Source organism: Streptomyces sp. NPDC092369 (assembly GCF_044755245.1).
GTDB lineage: Bacteria > Actinomycetota > Actinomycetes > Streptomycetales > Streptomycetaceae > Streptomyces.
In genome coordinates, this window is the sequence record NZ_JBIVQP010000001.1 from 2,183,015 (window position 1) to 2,202,477 (window position 19,463).

The following is a 19,463-nucleotide window of genomic DNA, read 5'->3' on the forward strand; positions in this document are numbered from 1 at the left end:
CACTCGTGTCGCGCACGTATTGGCATGTGCCGTACGCCTGTACCCGCCACGCCGGAAACGAGCGGGCATGACCGTACCGATACGACACATGCGGAGATACCGTGAGCGCCACACGGAGAGGCCGTGCGACTCCCGCACAGATGGGGGCCGGTACCCGGTGGGCGGGGCGCCGGATGGCAGACTGGGGCAACGACCCACGAGGCCACCACCCCGGCGGTGAAGAGCACGAACTCGGGCCCCTTCGTCCGCCGGAAGCGCGTCAGCCATACACCCAGACACATGATCAAGTCAGGTTATCCACGGTTTTTCACTCGAACGTGTGTTTGGCGCAACCTTTCGAAAGCAACTACCGTTGTCCAGCAGGGAGACCATCGAGAGGGGCCGACGTGACCACCACCGCAGACAGTGCCACCATCACTGCCCAGGACCGCTCCCAGGGCCGACTCGAGCCGGTGCATGCGATGAACGAAGCCGTGAATCCCGAGGGACACAAGCGTTCCCTACCAGGGCGACCGCCAGGCATCCGGGCCGACAGCTCAGGGCTCACCGACCGGCAGCGCCGGGTGATCGAGGTCATCAGGGACTCGGTGCAGCGGCGCGGCTACCCGCCGTCGATGCGAGAGATCGGACAGGCCGTCGGCCTCTCCAGCACCTCCTCGGTCGCACACCAGTTGATGGCTCTGGAGCGCAAGGGCTTCCTGCGCCGCGACCCGCACCGCCCGCGCGCGTACGAGGTACGCGGTTCCGACCAGGCCGCATCCGTGCAGCCCACCGACACCGCCGGTAAGCCCGCCGCGTCGTACGTCCCCCTCGTGGGCCGCATCGCCGCCGGTGGCCCGATCCTGGCGGAGGAGTCGGTCGAGGACGTCTTCCCCCTCCCCCGCCAACTGGTCGGTGACGGTGAACTGTTCGTCCTCAAGGTCGTCGGTGACTCGATGATCGAGGCCGCGATCTGTGACGGGGACTGGGTCACGGTCCGCCGCCAGCCGGTCGCCGAGAACGGTGACATCGTGGCCGCGATGCTCGACGGCGAGGCCACCGTCAAGCGCTTCAAGCGCGAGGACGGCCACGTCTGGCTCCTCCCGCACAACTCGGCCTACGAGCCGATCCCCGGCGACGACGCGACCATCCTGGGCAAGGTGGTGGCGGTCCTGCGGCGCGTGTGACAGCCGCGACGGGCGGGCCCTGACGGACCCCGCTCCCTGACCGGGCCCCGGGACCCCTGCGCCGGTTCCGGGGCCCTGTGTTGTGCACGGACCCCGACGGATGCTGGATCTGGATGGGGGTGGGGGGGGGGGGGGGCGCCCCCCCCCCCCCCCCCACCCCCATCACTCGTCTTCCGCGTCCTCCTCGACCTCGGCAGTCGTCTGGTCTGCCGCAGTCGTCGGCTCTTCCGCCTTCGCCTGCACTTCCGCCTTAGCCTGCTCTTCGGCCTTCTTCGCGGTCGCGTCGATCGCGGCGAGGGACTTCCGGACCTGATTGCGGTCCGTCGTGAACCAGAAGTCGGGCAGCGACGCCTTCAGATAGCTGCCGTACCTCGCCGTGGCAAGGCGCTGATCCAGTACGGCGACCACGCCACGGTCCCCCGACGCGCGTACGAGGCGGCCGGCGCCCTGGGCCATGAGCAGCGCCGCGTGGGTGGCGGCGATCGCCATGAAGCCGTTGCCCCCGGCGTCCTCAACTGCCTTCTGGCGGGCGCTCATAAGGGGGTCGTCCGGGCGGGGGAACGGGATCTTGTCCATGACGACCAACTGGCAGCTCGTTCCCGGGACATCGACGCCCTGCCAGAGGGAGAGGGTGCCGAAGAGGCAGGTCTTCGGATCGACCGCGAAGCTCTTGATCAGCTCGCCGAGGGTCTCCTCGCCCTGCAGCAGGATCGGGAACTCCGGGATCCGGGAACGCAGTTCCTCGGCGGCGAGCTGAGCCGCCCGCATCGAGGAGAAGAGGCCGAGGGTGCGTCCGCCTGCCGCCTGGATCAGCTCCGTCAGCTCGTCCAGCATGTCCCCGCGGTCACCGTCGCGCGCCGGACGCGCCAGGTGCTTGGCGACGTACAGGATGCCCTGCTTGCGGTAGTCGAAGGGCGAGCCGACGTCGACGCCCTTCCACTGCGGGATGTCCTCGCCTTCGGTGCCCTCCGGGGCCAGTCCGAGGGATGCGCCGACGCCGTTGAAGTCACCGCCGAGCTTCAGCGTGGCCGAGGTCAGGACCACGGAACGGTCGGTGAAGAGCTTCTCCCTGAGCAGGCCCGACACGGACATCGGGGCCACCCGGAGGGAGGCGCCGAAGCGGTCGTGGCGCTCGTACCAGACGACGTCCCACTCGGAGCCGTTCGTGATCCGCTCCGCCACGTCGTGGACGCTCTCCACGGACGCCAGGGCCTGCTTGCGGACCGCGTCCTCGTCCTGGACCGACTTGTCACGCGTCGCGCCGATCGCGGAGATCACCGTACGACAGGCGTCACGCAGCGCCATGAGCGCGTACCCGAGATCCTCCGGGATCTCTTCCAGACGCCCCGGCAGAGCCAGCTCCATCAGCCGCTCGAAGCCTTCGGCGGCAGTCTGGAGCTGGTCGGCGGCCTTCTCGTTGGCCAGCTTCGCGGCGCGGCGAACGGCTCGGTTTACCTGGCCGGGCGTGAGCTCGCCGGTGGCAACACCGGTGACTCGGGATACCAGTTCGTGCGCCTCGTCGACGATCAGCACCTCGTGCGACGGGAGGACCGGGGCGCCCTCGATGGCATCGATCGCCAGCAGCGCGTGGTTGGTGACGATCACGTCGGAGAGCTTGGCGCGCTCGCGGGCCATCTCGGCGAAGCACTCGGCGCCGTATGCGCACTTGGTCGCGCCCAGGCACTCACGGGAGGAGACCGAGATCTGGGCCCAGGCGCGGTCGGAGACGCCGGGCGTGAGGTCGTCGCGGTCGCCGGTCTCCGTCTCGTCCGCCCAGTCGCGCATGCGCAGCAGGTCCTGGCCCAGCTTGCTGGTCGGCGCGGCCGCCTCGAACTGGTCGAAGAGGCCCTCCTCCTCGTCCTGCGGAACCCCCTCGTGCAGACGGTGCAGGCACAGGTAGTTCGACCTGCCCTTGAGCATCGCGAACTCTGGGCGGCGGCGCAGCAACGGATGCAGTGCGTCGACCGTGCGCGGCAGGTCGCGCTCGACGAGTTGGCGCTGCAGGGCGAGGGTGGCCGTCGCCACGACGACACGCTCCCCGTGCGCGAGCGCGGGCACCAGATAGCCCAGCGACTTTCCGGTGCCGGTGCCGGCCTGGACCAGCAGATGGGAACCGCCGTCGAAAGCCTCCGCGACGGCTTCGGCCATGGTCACCTGGCCAGGGCGCTCCGAACCGCCGACAGCAGTGACGGCAGCATGCAGGAGTTCGGGGAGTGAGGACTTCGTCATAGGGCGACCACCCTACGGCCCGGGACTGACAAGCGGGTGATCAAGCCTGGTGAGAGCGATGGGATCAAGACCTTGCTCGTCTCGGTCGGTGACCGGAATGGAGTGGCGTGGGGTCGGAGTCCGATCGGGGTCGGATCGGATCGCGCCGAGTGGGGATCGGTTGTGGTCGGTGTGGCATCGGGTCCGATCGGTGGGACGTGGGTGGGGGTGGGGGGCACGGTGTGACGCGGGTGGGGTGAGGGCGGACGTGGGTGTGACCGCGTGAGCGTGGACGTGGACGTGGCCGCAGGGAGCGGTGCGATGCGGGTGCGGGTAGCGGACATTGGTGGTGCCCGGTGCCCGGTGCCTGCGGGTGCGGTGCCGGGTTGCGCGCGTTCGTCGACTCGTGGTCGAGGCGGTGTGTTGGGGAGTGGCGTCGTCGCGAGTGGGGGTGCGAAGCGCACGAGACTCCTCCGCGTTGGGATGGCATGGGGCACGGGAACGGCTTCGCGTTGGGATCGCGGAGAACGCGGTCGCGAAAAGGGGTCGTGCGGGACCCGGTCGCGAGTCCGGGTGTCCGAAAGCGACGTGTCCGGAAGCTCGGCTGGGAGTGAGGCTGGCGGCGGGCCTGCGGCAGTGTTCGGCACCGCGGCAGCCGATCCGCGAGCGCGGAAATCGGTTCGGAAGAACTGGGAACCGGATCGACCCGAGCGGTGTACCAAAAGTAGCGATGTCGCGACACAACGTTACAGCAGGTCGCGTAGGGACCGGTCTCGGATCATGAGTGCCGCTCGCTTGGCGGGCAGGTCAACCTCGGCGGAGAAGCGGAACCCGGCGCGCAGGAAGGCAGCTACGGAAGGGGTGTTGCGCATGTCGGGTTCCGCGATAACACGTGCGCAGGCGGGCCGCTTGTCCAGGGCGAGGTCGGCGACGGTTCGGAGGAGCGTGCTGCCGAGCCCTCGCCCGCGATCGGCGACGCCGCCGATGAGGAGGTGGATTCCGGTGTCATGAGGTCGAGCGGGGTAGTGGCGGGCCAGTGGGTCCAGATCCGCCCGGTAGATCTCCCAGTAGCTCATTGGCGTGCCCTCAAGCACACCGAGACAGGGGAGGCTACGTCCGTCGCCGGTGAGCTGGGCTCGCAGGTGGTCCTCGGTCACGGTCGGGGAGCCGGCCAACTCCCAGAACTCCGCGACGGCGGGGTCATTCATCCAGCGGCTGATCAGCGCAAGGTCTCGCTCGATGTGGACGGGGACGAGTTGGAACACGCCCGCGGGTGTGGGGGCCGGGCCCCACTCGGCGACGTGGTCGAGGAGGTCGTCGGAGACTCGGTCACTGCCGGTGCCGGTGCCGGTGCCGGTGCCGGTGCCGGTGCCGGTACGGGTGCGGGTGCGGGTGCGAACGCCGGTGCCAGTACGGATGCCCGCGCCGGTGTCCTGAGCGAAGAGCGCGATCAGCTCGTCGGGCAGACGCAGGTCCAGTGTGTCCTCGCACTCGGAGCCGATGCCGGCGCCTCGGTCGGTGACGGCGGAGGCAGAGGCGGCGGAGGCGGCGGTTGGGGCTGCGTTCGCACCGGCGTCGGTGGGAGGCACGGTGACGCTCCTCTCAGAGGTCTCAGTAGACGGGATGGGACATGTCCCTGGGGGGCTCAGGGGCTCAGGGGCCCAGGTGTGCAGGTGTGCAGGCACTCAGAGATGAAGGAAGGACAGGGTGAAGTGGTACTAGGAGAAAGGAAGTTGGAGATGGCGAGCGGCAGGCGTCAGGCATGGAGGGGATTGGCGATGGTGACATAGACGGACTGGGTGTCGACCGGACCGACGAGTTCGTCGAGGCCGTGCAGTCGGGTCAGGAGGTTGGCCTTGCAGCGCAGTACAGGTGAGTCGAGCAGGTAGGCGGGCAGGGAAGTGCGCAGCCGGGCGGGACCGGAGGCGACGTCGCCGAGGAAGCGGCGGAAAGCGGCGAGCAACACGCGTTCGTCGGCCAGACGTTGGGAGCCGAACGCGCCGATGAGGCCGAGCACGTTGTTGATGGCGAGGTAATAGGCGAACCGCTCGTCGGTGACCTCGTCGGAGACGAAGGTGTCGCTGTGCTCGCCGATACCGGGCAGCCGGGCGTCGAGTTCCGCGCGACGTGACTCCCGGAAGTAGTAGCCCTGGTTGTCACGGTAACGACCGCCTGCGGGCCAACCGTCGGCGTCCAGCAGAAGCAGCGTGTTCTGCTGGTGGGCCTCCAGCGCGATCCCGGCCTCCGCGTCCAGCCACAGCACGGGTCGGACGACGTGTTCGAGATAGCGCAGGAACCACTCGGCGGCAACGGCTCCGCACGGACGGCCGGTTCGGCAGGCCAGGGTCGTGACGATGTCGGCAAGTCGGGACCGCAGGGTCGACCGACCCTCCTCCGGGTCGCGCGGTCGGGGCGAGACGAGTCCGGCGATGCAGGAGACGTCGTCCGATGGGCTGAACGGGTTGTGCCGGATCACCACGTCGAGGCCGGCGACCGGGGCACCGTTCGGATCGTCGACGGCGAGCCAGGCAGGGTCGCGGACGATGTCGAACCCGGGGTGGGCTGCCTGCCACTGCTTGGCCAGGCCACTGCGCAGCAGACGGTGGACCTCGACGCCTCGGTGCAGTTCCTTGCGGAGGTTCTCACGACGGGAGTTGGTGATGCGGAGGGCCAGAGACAGCTTGAGCATGGCGGGGGCGCCGGCGCGGTGGACGGTTCGTACGGAGGAGGTGGGGTGCCACGGGGGGCCATGTGCCCCGAGGTCGCGGAGCAGGCCGGCGTCGAGCAGAGCCGCGGTTTCGCTGCGCTGGCGGACCTCGCGCAACTGCCAGGGGTGCATGGGCAGAGCCGCATAGCCCTCCGGCACCGACAACGGACGCTCGTCACCTGCGAGTTGTGCCGTGAGGTGGGCCGCTGGGATAAGCCGACCGCGCTCAGTCCAGGCGGAGTCGGCGGCGAGTACGGATGGGGCGACGGCCAGCCAGTGCAGGGGGAAGGAGCCGCGCAATTCCGGTGAGTACAGCTGCACTTCGGACTCGGAGAGGCCTTCGCGGCTCTTGGGGGTCGGGTGCAGGGGGTGCCCGAGGAGGAGGGCCTGTTCGGCCGCGAGGAAGAGGTCGAGGCCGTCGGAAGGACGTCGGCGGCGTTCGGTGAGGAAGGTGGCGGTACGGCGGAGGGAGTCGATGACCCGGGCGACTAGATCGGGACCGGATGCGGAGTTGGAGTCAGGTGCGGACGCGGGGTTGGCTGCGGAGTCTGCGGACGGTTGGGCGGCGTCCCCAACGTCGGAGTCATCGTCCCTCCCATCGGGACCGAGGTAGTCGTCGACACCGACCGGCGTCTCCCGGGCGAGCAGCGCCGCGACCGTGACCGCGTCGGCCGGTGGGGACCGGTCCGGGTCGGGGGTGTCGGCGAAGTACGGGAGACCGAACCGGTGCCAGCCGGTGGGGGACCAGTAGCGGATCGGGGCGTGCAGAGTCGTACCGCTTGCAGGAAGGGGGATGCGGAGGGTGCCGTCGATGGGAGCCGGAAGGTCGGCCTCGCGTACCCAGCAGCGGAGGAGGTTTTCGACGGCGGCGGCGTCGGCTGCGGTGACCGGGTCGGCATGTTCCAGTGGATCGGCGAGAAGGTGAGCCGGTCGGGAAGACTCAGCGAGCGAGGCTCGGCTCTGCGCCGGGTCCGGGGCCGAGTCGTACGGTGCCTTGGCCTGCTCCGGAACCCTGGCTCGCACCCAGGCCTCAACCGCCGACGCCCCAGATTCCCCTGATTCCTCTGGCGCCCGTGACTCCTGTGACGCCCGTGACGCCTCCACCCTCCCGCACTCCTCTGACTTCCCGCACCCCTCTGGCTCCGTCCCCACAGCCGAGCCCGCCCCCAGCGCGGCGGTCGCCCTCGCTGCCCCCGGCTCCCCCGTCCGTCTCGCTTCGCCGGACAGCCGTTCACGCTCCGAGGTGTCTCCCTGTTGGCGGTGCACCGGTGTCGGCGTCGGTGCGTGGGAATCGGGTGCGGAGGTGGTGTTCAAGGTGGTTCCTCAAGGGTGGTTCTGGGCCGTGCTGGTTGGCTCGCGCTAGCGGCTCGTCCTGGTGGTCTACCTGGGGCTCTGCCTGGTCTCGCGTTTCGGGTCTCGTCTGGTCATCGCGCTACGTACAAGGGGTTAGGGGGTTATCGGTCATGTGTGGCAAACAGCCGGCGGAACTGCATACGCGCGGGGTCGGCGATACCGGGCGGCAGGGCGCGGGCGCAGATCTCTGGCCCCACCTCCCGCCTCAACTGCCGCCGCCGGGTGCTTTCATGCACCGCACGGACCGTGCGTATCGCGTGGGCGGTCGAGGTCTCGGGCGCTGCCGCGGGCGCGGGTTGCGCAGCCGCTCCCACGCTTGCGCCGGACCGGGATCGATGGGTGCCGGCATGTTCGTGGCGGCGCCGCTCCGGCGTGGTCTCTCCCACCGCCGGCTCGCCAACTGCGGACTCGGCCAAGGCTCTCCGTCCTCTCGCCGCGCAAAAGGGCTTCGCCAACGCGGGGACCGGACGCGGACAGCGGGACCCCCATCGCTACCAACCGCGCAGCGTTCACCGGGTTACGGGTTGCCTCAAGATCCTTGGCGGGTCAGGGTCATTGGCATCGTCGCGCCCCAAGCCGCGCTGCCAGGGGGCCGGTTCGATGGTGACCTCTACGTGCTTCATCAGGGGCTGGTCGCTCTGGGTGCTGAAGTCGCCGATGGCGCACAGGACATTCATCTCCCGCATGTAGCCGGCAGCGCAGCCGCGCGGGATGTCGAAGGGGATGGCCAGGTAGCCGTTGAGGTGGCGGCGGCTGCCGTCCTTGGCGGTGCTGGTGGTGTCGACGGGGTCGAACTCGGCGAGGCCGCGTTCGCGGTCGAAGTCGCTCCAGCCGGACTGTTCGCTGACCGAGTGCGCGGCGAAGAAGTCACGGTCGACCCGCTTGGGGGTCATCTCCCAGGTGACGTGCTTGATGCCGTTCTCGCAGATGTCCAGGTGCAGGCCCTTGGTGTCGTCCGGCCAGGCGCACCCGGGGCAGTCGAAGCCGCCGTTCTCGTGGTTCATCCGCTTGATCGCCCGTGGCCCCTGCACGAGCGCGCCCTCGCGCACCAGCACCTTGCCCACGCTCTTGGCCGCGCCGCAGCCCGCGGTGGGGTGGTGGTAGGGGTGGAACTGCGGTTCGCCCTGCGGATCGGGCCCCACGTGCGGCTGCGGATCATTCTGGCCGTCGTGCGTGGTGGTCAACGGACCCACCCTCTCCCCGTCCGGGCGGACACCCCGCAGTCCCGTGCGAGGTACCGGGATAACCACACTCTTGCGAACATCCACGATTCCATAGGGCCCACGCCGACGCGATTCGGCACGGCAGGCTCTCTCCCGGACCTCCCGGACCTCCCGGACCTCCCGGACCTCCCGGACCTCCCGGACCTCCCGGACCCCCCGAACCGCCGCCCCCTTCCGCACCACCCTTCCAGTCCGCGCAGGTCAGCCCGTCGGGGCCGCAGGCAGGTCGTCCAGGAAGGTGATGGTCGGCACGTGGAAGAGGCAGCCCGTGATCGCGGTCGAGAAGTCGAGGATCCGGTCGTGCTTGGCCCTGCCGTCGCCGAGGAACATGTTCCGGAGCATCCGCTCGGTCACGTCGGGCGTACGGGCGTAGCCGATGAAGTACGTGCCGAACTCGCCGGCGCCCACGGTCCCGAACGCCATGTTCTCCCGCACGATCTTGAGCTCGTTGCCGTCCTCGTCGGTGATGACGTTGAGGGCGACGTGGGAGTCGGCGGGTTTGACGTCGTCGGGGAGTTCGAGGTTGGTCAGCTTGGTGCGGCCGATGGTGTTCTCCTGCTCGTCGGCCGGCAGGGCGTTCCACGCCGTCATGTCGTGCAGGTACTTCTGGACGATCACGTAGCTGCCGCCCTTGAAGGCGTGGTCCTCGTCGCCGATGAGCACGGCGTCGGACGCGAGCCGGCCCTCGGGGTTCTCGCTGCCGTCGACGAAGCCGAGCAGGTCGCGCTGGTCGAAGTACTTGAAGCCGTGCACCTCGTCGACGACCGTGACCGCGCCGGCCAGCCGTTCCGCGAACAGCTGGGTCAGTTCGAAACAGAGGTCGATACGACGGGCCCGTACATGGAAGAGGAGGTCCCCCGGCGTGGCCGGGGCCCGATGCCGGTCTCCGGCCAGCTCCACGAAGGGATGCAGTTGCCGCGGGCGCGGTCCGCTGAACAGCCGGTCCCAGGCGTCCGATCCGATGCCGACGACACAGGTGAGTTCGTCGTCGGGGGCGCGGAAGGCGACCGAGCGCCGCAGCCCCGAGACGTCCTCCAGCAGATCCCGGACCGTCTCCTCCTGCCCCGGCACGATGGTGACCACGAGAAACATGGCGGCCCTGGGCGGAGGGACGATCACTGGCTGCGACTCGACCACGGGTCGGCCTCCTCAACCTGTACGAGACGGGTCCCGCGAGGGGTCCCGGGGTGGGTCCGTTTCCCGTCATCCTGCTGTGTCCCCGGGAAATCCGCACGAGGACACGATGACTCAGCCGACTTGGCCGACTCAGCCGACTCAGCCGCCGACAAGGCCCACGACGAGGTTGATGGCAGTGGCGAGGATGCTGGTGCCGAAGACGTAGGACAGCAGCGAGTGCCTCAGCACGATCGCGCGGATCTCCGTACTGGAGACGTCGGTGTCGGAGACCTGGTAGGTCATGCCGAGGTTGTAACTGAAGTAGAAGAAGTCCCGGTACGCCGGCGGCTGGTCGGAGTTGAAGTCGATGCCCTTGCCGGTCTCGTAGTACACGTACGCGTAGCGCGCGGCGTACATCAGGTGCAGTGCGGCCCAGGCCAGGAAGACCCCGCACAGGGCGGTCGTGGCGGCGGCGTGGCCGGGGTCGGATCTGCCGCGCACGAGCAGCAGCACGATGGCGATCAGTCCGCACAGGGCCACCGCGATGACGAAGAGTTCCTCGACGAGTGGCCGGAAGTCCTCGCGTTGGGCGTTGCGGTGGGTGTCGTCGGCGTCCATCGGCCACAGCACCACCCAGCCGGTCACGACGAAGATGAGCTGCGTGGCGGCGATGCCGGCGAGCATGCCCAGGATCCGGTCGGTCAACAGTCCGACGCCCACACCGACGACGGCCCCGAGGACGATCGCGCCGGCGAGCCTGGACAGGGCGTTCAGCGGCTGACGAGTCCCCATGAGTGAACACGGTAGCCCCATCGGCACCGTCCGGCCCGGTAGGGCCCGCCGGGTCGGCGCAGCGGATCGCGCCCGCCCCCTCGACGACCAGGTCAGAACCCTTGACCCCCAGGTCAGACCGCTTGTAGCCGAACCGTTGCCGTTCCGTGCGACGACACCCACAGCGGACCCATAGTCTGTGGTGCCGTTCCGCCGAATTCCGTTGAACCCAGGGGGAGTCAGACCATGCGACCCATCCGGCCGTCCTTCACCACCCGCCCGGGGAGGAGTGCGCGCCGCAGAGTCTCCCCCGTGCTGACCGCCGTCGCCCTCGCCTCCGCGCTGGCGCTGACCGCCACCGCCTGTGACTCCGGCGACGACACGAACGCGGACGGGCGGGCCTCGGCCACGGCCGCCGCGTCGGACGACGGCCGGATCAGGATCCCGGACGACATCAGGGACAAGCTCAAAGAGCACGGCATCGACATCGACAAGTGGAAGGACGGCGCCTGGAAGAACTGGGACAAGGACGACTGGCTGCGCGAGGCCGACGACTTCGTCAACCCGATCATCAAGGGCCTGTGGAACCCGGAGCGGATGCGGGACGCCGACGACCCGGACAAGGGCGTCGACGCCAGCGACCTCACGGGCGACCAGGGCGTGACCGACCCGACGCCCGAGCCGGTGGACGCGAAGGCCGTGCCGCCCACGTACCACGACAACGCGGCGACGGCGGGCAAGGTGTTCTTCGACTCCCCCGAGGGCACGATGGTCTGCTCGGCGACGGTCGTCCAGGACCCGGCGCACCCGGGCAAGTCCAACCTGGTCTGGACGGCGGGCCATTGCGTGCACGCCGGCAAGAAGGGCGGCTGGTACCGCAACATCGCGTTCGTGCCGTCGTACAACGACCAGGGCAAGTCGGCGGCCGAGTTGGAGAACGCCACCCGCGAGGAGACCGCTCCCTACGGCGTGTACTGGGGTGACTGGGCGCAGACCTCCCAGCAGTGGATCGAGCAGGGTGGCGAGACCGGCGGCGACGGTGCCTCGTACGACTACGCCGTCATTCATGTGACGCCCGAGAAGGGCGGTAGCGGCAAGTCCCTTGAGGAGACGGTCGGTTCGGCGCTGCCGGTGAACTTCAAGGCTCCGGCCGTGCCGAAGGTGCCGAGCATCACCGCGACCGGCTACCCGGCGGCGGAGCCGTTCGACGGCCAACTGCTGTACCAGTGCCAGGACAAGCCGGGGCGGCTGTCGATCAATGCCGCGGACCCGACGATGTACCGGATCGGCTGCACGATGACCGGCGGTTCGTCCGGCGGGGGTTGGGTCGCGACGGGCTCGGACGGCAAGCCGGCGCTGGTGTCCAACACCTCGATCGGCCCGGTGACCGCGGGTTGGCTGGCCGGTCCGCGTCTGGGCGATGTGGCGAAGGGTGTGTACGACTCGGTGAGCGAGAAGTTCGCCGGTCAGTGAGCGGGCAACGCCGAAGGCCCGCCCCCGAACCAACGGGGGCGGGCCTTCGGGCCGTTCAACAGGACAGACGTCCTACGGCGGTCAGACCAGCGGCGCCGGAACGTACGGCATGAGCTCCGCCGCCAGTTCCTCATGCACCCGCACCTTGAGCAGCGTGCCCTCCGGGGTGTGCTCCTCGGAGATCACCTCGCCCTCGTCGTGCGCGCGGGCGACCAGCTTGCCGTGGGTGTACGGCACGAGCGCCTCGATCTCGACGGACGGCCTCGGCAGCTCGTTGTCGATGAGCGCGAGGAGCTCCGTGATGCCCTGGCCGGTACGGGCCGAGACCGCGATGGAGCGCTTCTCGATCCGCATCAGCCGCTGGAGCGTCAACGGGTCGGCCGCGTCCGCCTTGTTGATCACGACGATCTCGGGCACCTTCGTGGCGCCGACATCCCTGACCACCTCGCGCACGGCGGCCAGCTGCTCCTCCGGGTTCGGGTGCGAGCCGTCCACCACGTGCAGGATCAGGTCGGACTCGCCGACCTCCTCCATGGTGGAGCGGAACGCCTCGACCAGGTGGTGCGGCAGGTGCCGGACGAATCCGACGGTGTCGGCCAGCGTGTACAGCCGGCCGCTCGGGGTCTCCGCCCTGCGGACGGTCGGGTCCAGGGTCGCGAACAGCGAGTTCTCGACCAGGACACCCGCGCCCGTGAGGCGGTTGAGCAGGGACGACTTGCCGGCGTTGGTGTAGCCCGCGATGGCGACCGACGGCACCCGGTGGCGCTTGCGCTCCTGGCGCTTGATGTCGCGGCCCGTCTTCATCTCCGCGATCTCCCGGCGCATCTTCGCCATCTTCTCGCGGATCCGTCGCCGGTCCGTCTCGATCTTGGTCTCACCGGGACCACGGGTGGCGAGGCCGCCGCCCGAGCCGCCGCCCATCTGCCGGGACAGCGACTGGCCCCAGCCGCGCAGCCTCGGCAGCATGTACTGCATCTGCGCCAGCGCGACCTGCGCCTTGCCCTCTCGGGACTTGGCGTGCTGGGCGAAGATGTCGAGGATCAGGGCCGTACGGTCGATGACCTTGACCTTGACGACGTCCTCGAGATGGATGAGCTGGCCCGGACTGAGCTCACCGTCGCAGATCACGGTGTCGGCGCCGGTCTCCAGGACGATGTCCCTGAGCTCGGTCGCCTTGCCGGATCCGATGTAGGTGGCCGCGTCGGGCTTGTCGCGACGCTGGATGACGCCGTCGAGCACGAGTGCGCCGGCGGTCTCCGCGAGGGCGGCGAGCTCCGCGAGGGAGTTCTCCGCGTCCTGTGCGGTTCCCGTGGTCCACACGCCGACGAGGACGACCCGCTCCAGCCGGAGCTGGCGGTACTCGACCTCGGTGACGTCCTCGAGCTCGGTGGAGAGGCCGGCCACGCGACGCAGGGCCGCGCGCTCGGAGCGGTCGAACTGTTCGCCGTCCCGGTCTCCGTCGATCTCGTGGCTCCAGGCGACGTCCTCTTCCATCAGGGCATCGGCCCGAAGACCGTCGGGGTTGTCGTGCGCGAAGCGCTTGGCGTCCTGGGAAGGGGAAGAAGAGGAGGTCATTGGATCCTTACGTAGATGGGGAGTGCGATACGGCGCTCATCAGTCTCAACGTCCGAGTACCCCGGGAGATTCCCGTGTCCCGTCCCGCGCCGACCCGACGATGGTCGCACGGGACGCGTCGTCTCGTCACCGACTTATTTCCCGGCCACGGTGCCTTCCTTTCCGGTCTCGGCCGCCTATTTCCCGGCCTTCTTCACCGGCTCGACGGCCTTCCAGTCCGGGTGACCGGGCATCGGCGGGGTCTTCTCGCCGTACAGCCAGTCCTTGAAGAAGTCGTTCAGGTCGCGGCCGGAGATCTCGGCGGCGAGCTGTTCGAAGTCGGCGGTCGTCGCGGTGCCGTCGCGGTGGAGTTCGACCCAGGTGCGTTCCAGGCGCTCGAAGTCGGAGCGGCCGATCTCCTCGCGCAGGGCGTAGAGGGCGAGCGCGGCACCGTCATAGACGTTGGGGCGGAAGATGCTGATCTTCTGGCCGGGGGCGGGCGCCTTGGGCCGGGCCGGCGGTCCCCCGGCGGCACGCCAGCGGTCCGAGGCGCCGTACGCGGCCTTCATCCGCGCCTCCATCGACCGGCCCGCCTTCTCCTGCGCGTACAGGGCCTCGTACCAGGTCGCGTGTCCTTCGTTGAGCCACAGATCGGACCACGCGCGCGGGCTGACGCTGTCGCCGAACCACTGGTGGGACAGCTCGTGCACCATGATCGACTCGACGTACCACTTCGGGTAGGCGGGCTCGGTGAAGAGGTCCTTCTCAAAGAGGGCGAGGGTTTGAGTTTCCAACTCGAAGCCCGTGGTGGCTTCAGCCATGAGCACGCCGTACGTCTCGAAGGGGTACGGGCCGACCTTGCTCTCCATCCAGGCGATCTGGTCGGGCGTCTTGGCGAGCCACGGTTCGAGCGCCGCGCGGTCCTTGGTGGGCACGACATCCCGCACCGGCAGCCCGTTGGGCCCGTCGCGGTGCACCACGCTGGAGCGGCCGATCGAGACCTGGGCGAGCTCGGTGGCCATGGGGTGCTGGGTGCGGTACGTCCAGGTGGTCGCCCTGCCGACGCGGTCCACGCCCGCGGGGAGGCCGTTGGCGACGGCCGTGTAACCGTTCGGGGCGGTAACCCTGATGGTGAACATCGCCTTGTCGGAGGGGTGGTCGTTGCAGGGGAACACCAGGTGCGCGGCATCGGCCTGGTTGGCCATCGCGAGCCCGTCCTTGGTGCGCACCCAGCCGCCGTCCTGCCCGTCGGCGGGCACCGGATCGCTGGTGTGCCGCACGGTGATCCGCGTCCAGCTCCCCTCGGTCAGCGGCTCCCGCGGCGTGACGACAAGGTCGTCACCGGCCTTGGTGTACGACGCCGACTGGCCGTCGACCTCGACCGACTCGACCTTGCCGTGCGCGAAGTCGAGGTTGAGACGGTCCAGGTCGGTGGTAGTCCAGGCGTCGATCGTCGTGACCGCCTGGAGGGGCTTGCCGTTGGAGCCCGGATAGGTGAAGGAGAGGTCGTACGACGCCACGTCGTACCCGGGGTTGCCGAGGTACGGGAAGAGGCGGTCGCCGACGCCCAGCGGGGCCGCCGGGGCGCTCGCGGCGAGGAGGCAGACGGAGACGGCGGAGGCGAGCAGCGCGGTCGCCTTCAGGCGGCGGGGGCTCCTCGTGCGGGGGCCTGCGGTGTGCGGGGCGGCGGCCTGGGGGCGGGCGGCCCGGACGCGGGGGGTGAGCAGCATGCACCACGGCCTACCAGCGCGCGCGTGCGCTGCGGTGACGGCGCGCGTTCGGCCCACCCGAACGGGTAGGTCGGGCGGAGGCGCACGGCGTGACATGCCGGCGCGTCACCCATCTCGCACGCCCCTCGTAGGGCAGCCGCCTGTCCGGGAGGCCGAGGGCCGCTACGGAGGCGAGCCCCTCGTTCAGAGCCCCTGTCCTTCAGAAACCCTGTCCTTCAGAACCCCGCCTCTCACAGCCCCGCCGTCTGCGCCCTGCTCACGTCGTACACCCCTGGCACGTTCCGCATGGCCCGCATCAGAGCGGGAAGGTGGGCCGCGTCCGGGAGTTGGACGGTGTAGGTGTGGCGTACCTGCTGCTGGGTCGGGGGTTCGACCGTCGCCGAGACGATCTCCGCGCCTTCGAGGGCCATGGCCTCGGTGAGGTCGGCCAGGAGGTGGGGGCGGACGAACGATTCGGCGACCAGGGTGACCCGGCACTCGGCGGTGTCGCCCCAGCGCACGCCGACCTCCGGGCGCCCCGCGGTCTTCATCCGCGCCACCCCGGCGCACTCGACGCGGTGGACGGTCACCACGCCTCCGCGTACGGCGAAGCCGGTCACGTCGTCGGGCGGTACGGGCGTGCAGCAGCCGGCCAGGCGGACGGTCGCGCCGGGCTGGTCGACGGTGACGTGATCGGTGGCGGGGCGGGTGGTCGGCGCCTCGGCGGTGGGCCGCTGCGTGACGGCGGGGCCCTCGGCCTCCTCGGCGGCGTCCTGCGAGGGGTGGGTGGTGATCCAGCGCTGGATGGCGATCCGGGCGGCGGGCGTGTGCGCGTGCTCCAGCCACTCCCTGGAGGGCTCGGAGGCGGGGTCCTGGCCCATGAGGAGCTGGACGGTGTCCCCGTCGCGCAGGGCCGTGCTGAGCGTCGCCAGGCGGCCGTTGACGCGGGCACCGATGCACGCGTGCGCGTCCTCGCCGTACTGCGCGTACGCGGCGTCGACGCAGGTGGCACCGTCGGGCAGGCCCAGGGTGCCGCCGTCAGGGCGGTAGACGGTGATCTCGCGGTCCTGGGCGAGGTCCTCGCGCAGGGTCGACCAGAAGGTGTCGGGGTCGGGCGCCGCCTCCTGCCAGTCGAGCAGGCGGGAGAGCCAGCCGGGCCGGGTGGGGTCGACGCGCTCGCCGTCGGCGGGGTCCTCGGGCGCGGGGGCGTACGGATTGCCGAGGGCGACGACGCCCGCCTCGGCGACCTTGTGCATCTGGGGGGTGCGGATGAGGACTTCGACGACTTGGCCGTCCCCACGCGCGACGGCGGTGTGCAGCGACTGGTACAGGTTGAACTTCGGGACGGCGATGAAGTCCTTGAACTCCGAGACGACGGGCGTCATACAGGTGTGCAGTTCGCCCAGGACGGCATAACAGTCCGCGTCCTCGTTCACGAGCACGAGCAGCCGCCCGAAGTCCGCGCCGCGCAGCTCACCGCGTTTGCGGGCGACGCGGTGGACGGAGACGAAGTGCCGTGGCCTGATGAGGACTTCGGCCGGGATGTCGGCGTCGCGGAGCACCACGCGCATCTCCTCGGCCGTCTCGGCGAGCGGATCGTCCGCGCGGGAGGCGTTGTCGACGATCAACTCCCGCGTGTGCTCGTACTCCTCGGGATGGATGATCTGGAAGACCATGTCCTCCAGCTCGGTCTTGAGCGCCTGGACGCCGAGCCGTTCGGCGAGCGGGATGAGGACATCTCGGGTGACCTTGGCGATGCGCGCCTGCTTCTCGGGGCGCATGACGCCGAGGGTGCGCATGTTGTGCAGCCGGTCGGCGAGTTTGATCGACAGCACGCGTACGTCGCTGCCGGCGGCGACGAGCATCTTGCGGAAGGTCTCGGGCTCGGCGGCGGCACCGTAGTCGACCTTCTCCAACTTCGTGACACCGTCGACGAGATAGCGCACCTCTGCGCCGAACTCCTCGCCGACCTGGTCCAGCGTCACGTCGGTGTCCTCGACGGTGTCGTGGAGCAGAGAGGCCGTCAAGGTCGTGGTCTCGGCGCCGAGTTCGGCCAGGATCAGGGTCACGGCGAGAGGGTGCGTGATGTACGGCTCGCCGCTCTTGCGCATCTGGCCGCGGTGCGAGGACTCGGCCAACACGTAGGCGCGGCGCAGGGGTTCGAGGTCGGCGTCGGAGTGGTGGGCGCGGTGGGCCTCGACGACATGGCCGATGGCGTCGGGCAGCCGGTCACGGGCCGTGGGGCCGAGCAGGGCAGCTCGGCCCAGCCGGCGCAGATCGATCCGCGCCCGCCAGCGAGCCGCGGACCCGGTCATCGGACCTGGGGTCGCGGGGTTCGTGGCCTCCGCACTCATGGGCACCTCCGGCTGCGTGGACCGGCGGACGGGGTGCCCCAGGGCGGACACGGCGCTGGGGGCGGCGACACTCCCCCGTCCGGGCCGGTGCTTGATGCTACCGAGCCCATCACGTGCGACTGACCGCCTCTCGTCGAGCGTGAAACGGATCACCCATTCGAGCGAAGGTTTGTAGGTTTACGATTTCGCGCCAGTTGGAAGGCGGTCGGCCGTGCTTTCGAACCCACGACCGCTCTCCGGGTGACGGCTCGTGCACCACGCACCCGTGCAGGCCACGGATGCCAAGCCGTCACAGAGCTCAACTGGCGGCCTTTTCCAGCCACTCGGCATCGATCTCGCCTTCGGCGACGATCACCGCGGGGCCGGTCATCTCGATCTCGCCGTCGGGCCGTTCGGTGATCACCAGCGTCCCGCCGGGCACATCGACGGTGTACGTCGCCGGGGCGCCGGTGACGGCGGGATCGGCACCGTCCCTGCGCGCGGCGGCCACGGCGACCGCGCACGCGCCCGTGCCGCACGAACGCGTCTCGCCCGCCCCGCGCTCGTGCACGCGCAGCGCCACATGCGCGGGACCGCGGTCGACGACGAACTCCACGTTGACCCCGTCCGGGTAGGCGGCGGCCGGGCTGAACGGCGGCGGGGAGTAGAGGTCACCCGCGTGCGCGAGGTCGTCGACGAAGGCCACCGCGTGCGGGTTGCCCATGTTCACGTTCCGCGCGGGCCAGCTGCGCTCGCCGACGCTCACCGTGACGTCCCCTTCGGGCAGGCGCGCCCTGCCCATGCCGACGGTGACGTCACCGTCCTTGGCGATGTGCACGGCCTTCACGCCCCCGCGCGTGGCCACCGCGAGGTCACCTTCGCCGATGTGTCCTGCGCGCAGGAGGTAGCGCGCGAAGACGCGCACGCCGTTGCCGCACATCTCCGCGATCGAGCCGTCGCCGTTGCGGTAGTCCATGAACCACTCCGCCTGGGCCGCCATCTCCCGGGCCTCGGGGTGCGCGGCGGACCTGACCACGTGCAGCAGCCCGTCACCGCCGATGCCGGAACGGCGGTCGCACAGGGCGGCGACGGTCGCCGCCGGCAGGTCGAGGGTGTTCTCGGGGTCCGGGACGATGACGAAGTCGTTCTCGGTGCCGTGGCCCTTGAGGAAGGGGATCCGCGCGCGGGTGCTCATTCTTCGATCGTAAAGGGTGTCGCGGTTTCGTCCGCGGGCCGGAGGGGGCCGGTCACGCACACGCGGTGCGGCCGTACGTCGATACGGACCCGCGCCGCCGAGAACCTCAGCGGAGGCGCGCTACCCGCCATACGGCCAGCACGACCACCGCGGCCACGACCACGACGTACGCCAGCACGACCCGCCAGTCCGGCCGGGAGCCGGAGCCGCGCTGCGGGAGGCCCGGCCCGGTGTAGCCGACGCGGCGGGCGGCCATCATGCCCCAGCCGGCCGCGCAGGAGCAGATCAGCAGCCCCAGCATGGCGATCACGGCGCCGCTGTCGCCGAAGTCGAAGGCGAGCGGGAAGGCGAACATCAGGGAGCCGACGGCGGCCAGGGCGACGATGGGGGCGAGCTGCCAGATGCGCAGTCGGCGCTGGGGGCGCAGTTCGACCTCGACCTCGGGGCCGCTCGCGAACATCTCCTCGGGCTCGGGACCGTCCGCGGTCACTCCGCCCTGGGTGTCGTCGGGCCCGTCGGGGCTCAGACGATCCTCGTCCAGTTCCAGCTCCGGCTCACCGCTCGCGGCGGTCAGGGGCTCGGTGCCATGTGCGGTGTCGCGAGGGCCGGCCTCCATCACCACGCGCCCTCCCAACTAGGAACTTGGTCGATCGAA

12 protein-coding genes and 1 pseudogene are annotated in these 19,463 nt (G+C 70.1%); 2 read left to right on the forward strand and 11 right to left on the reverse strand.

Features of this window, described 5'->3' with window-relative positions; genetic code table 11:
* Window positions 1–386: 386 nt before the first annotated feature.
* Window positions 387–1,166 carry a transcriptional repressor LexA gene (lexA, locus tag ACIQI8_RS09495; RefSeq protein ID WP_123997280.1) on the forward strand — a complete coding sequence of 260 codons (780 nt, stop codon included), beginning with the start codon at window positions 387–389 and terminating at the stop codon, window positions 1,164–1,166.
* A 162-nt stretch (window positions 1,167–1,328) separates the two neighbouring features.
* On the opposite strand, the gene ACIQI8_RS09500 is transcribed toward lexA, so the two are convergent.
* The 6 genes and pseudogenes from ACIQI8_RS09500 to ACIQI8_RS09525 form a co-directional block, all read right to left on the reverse strand.
* The gene (locus ACIQI8_RS09500) at window positions 1,329–3,395 is read right to left on the reverse strand and encodes an ATP-dependent DNA helicase (RefSeq protein WP_402346542.1); all 2,067 of its coding nucleotides are present in this window, start codon (window positions 3,393–3,395) and stop codon (window positions 1,329–1,331) included.
* A gap of 725 nt (window positions 3,396–4,120) precedes the next feature.
* On the reverse strand, window positions 4,121–4,963 hold the full coding sequence (locus ACIQI8_RS09505; protein ID WP_402346544.1) for a GNAT family N-acetyltransferase: 843 nt from the start codon (window positions 4,961–4,963) through the stop codon (window positions 4,121–4,123).
* A 167-nt stretch (window positions 4,964–5,130) separates the two neighbouring features.
* Complete coding sequence (locus ACIQI8_RS09510; protein ID WP_402346546.1) at window positions 5,131–7,104, reverse strand: IucA/IucC family protein; 1,974 nt, start codon at window positions 7,102–7,104, stop codon at window positions 5,131–5,133.
* Between the two features lie 1,139 nt (window positions 7,105–8,243).
* Window positions 8,244–8,618 (reverse strand): annotated as a pseudogene (locus ACIQI8_RS09515) (formate dehydrogenase); the annotation flags it as partial.
* A gap of 240 nt (window positions 8,619–8,858) precedes the next feature.
* Window positions 8,859–9,794, reverse strand: coding sequence for a Dyp-type peroxidase (locus ACIQI8_RS09520; RefSeq protein WP_402346548.1), 936 nt, complete (start codon window positions 9,792–9,794; stop codon window positions 8,859–8,861).
* A 138-nt stretch (window positions 9,795–9,932) separates the two neighbouring features.
* Window positions 9,933–10,565 carry a DUF1345 domain-containing protein gene (locus ACIQI8_RS09525; RefSeq protein WP_402346550.1) on the reverse strand — a complete coding sequence of 211 codons (633 nt, stop codon included), beginning with the start codon at window positions 10,563–10,565 and terminating at the stop codon, window positions 9,933–9,935.
* Window positions 10,566–10,790: 225 nt separating this feature from the next.
* Between ACIQI8_RS09525 and ACIQI8_RS09530 the strand changes: the two genes are divergently transcribed.
* The gene (locus ACIQI8_RS09530) at window positions 10,791–12,017 is read left to right on the forward strand and encodes a trypsin-like serine peptidase (protein ID WP_402346552.1); all 1,227 of its coding nucleotides are present in this window, start codon (window positions 10,791–10,793) and stop codon (window positions 12,015–12,017) included.
* 81 nt (window positions 12,018–12,098) lie between these two features.
* Here ACIQI8_RS09530 and hflX read toward each other — a convergent pair whose 3' ends face one another.
* From hflX to ACIQI8_RS09555, 5 genes are all read right to left on the reverse strand, one after another.
* Complete coding sequence (gene hflX / locus ACIQI8_RS09535; RefSeq protein WP_402346554.1) at window positions 12,099–13,592, reverse strand: GTPase HflX; 1,494 nt, start codon at window positions 13,590–13,592, stop codon at window positions 12,099–12,101.
* Window positions 13,593–13,768: 176 nt separating this feature from the next.
* A complete protein-coding gene (locus tag ACIQI8_RS09540; protein WP_402346557.1) occupies window positions 13,769–15,301 on the reverse strand; it encodes a M1 family metallopeptidase in 1,533 nt (510 codons plus the stop codon).
* Between the two features lie 230 nt (window positions 15,302–15,531).
* Complete coding sequence (locus ACIQI8_RS09545; RefSeq protein WP_402346559.1) at window positions 15,532–17,634, reverse strand: RelA/SpoT family protein; 2,103 nt, start codon at window positions 17,632–17,634, stop codon at window positions 15,532–15,534.
* A 298-nt stretch (window positions 17,635–17,932) separates the two neighbouring features.
* Window positions 17,933–18,808 (reverse strand): diaminopimelate epimerase, encoded by an 876-nt coding sequence (dapF, locus tag ACIQI8_RS09550; protein WP_402346561.1) that lies wholly within the window; start codon window positions 18,806–18,808, stop codon window positions 17,933–17,935.
* 106 nt (window positions 18,809–18,914) lie between these two features.
* Complete coding sequence (locus ACIQI8_RS09555; RefSeq protein WP_402346563.1) at window positions 18,915–19,424, reverse strand: hypothetical protein; 510 nt, start codon at window positions 19,422–19,424, stop codon at window positions 18,915–18,917.
* Window positions 19,425–19,463: the final 39 nt, after the last annotated feature.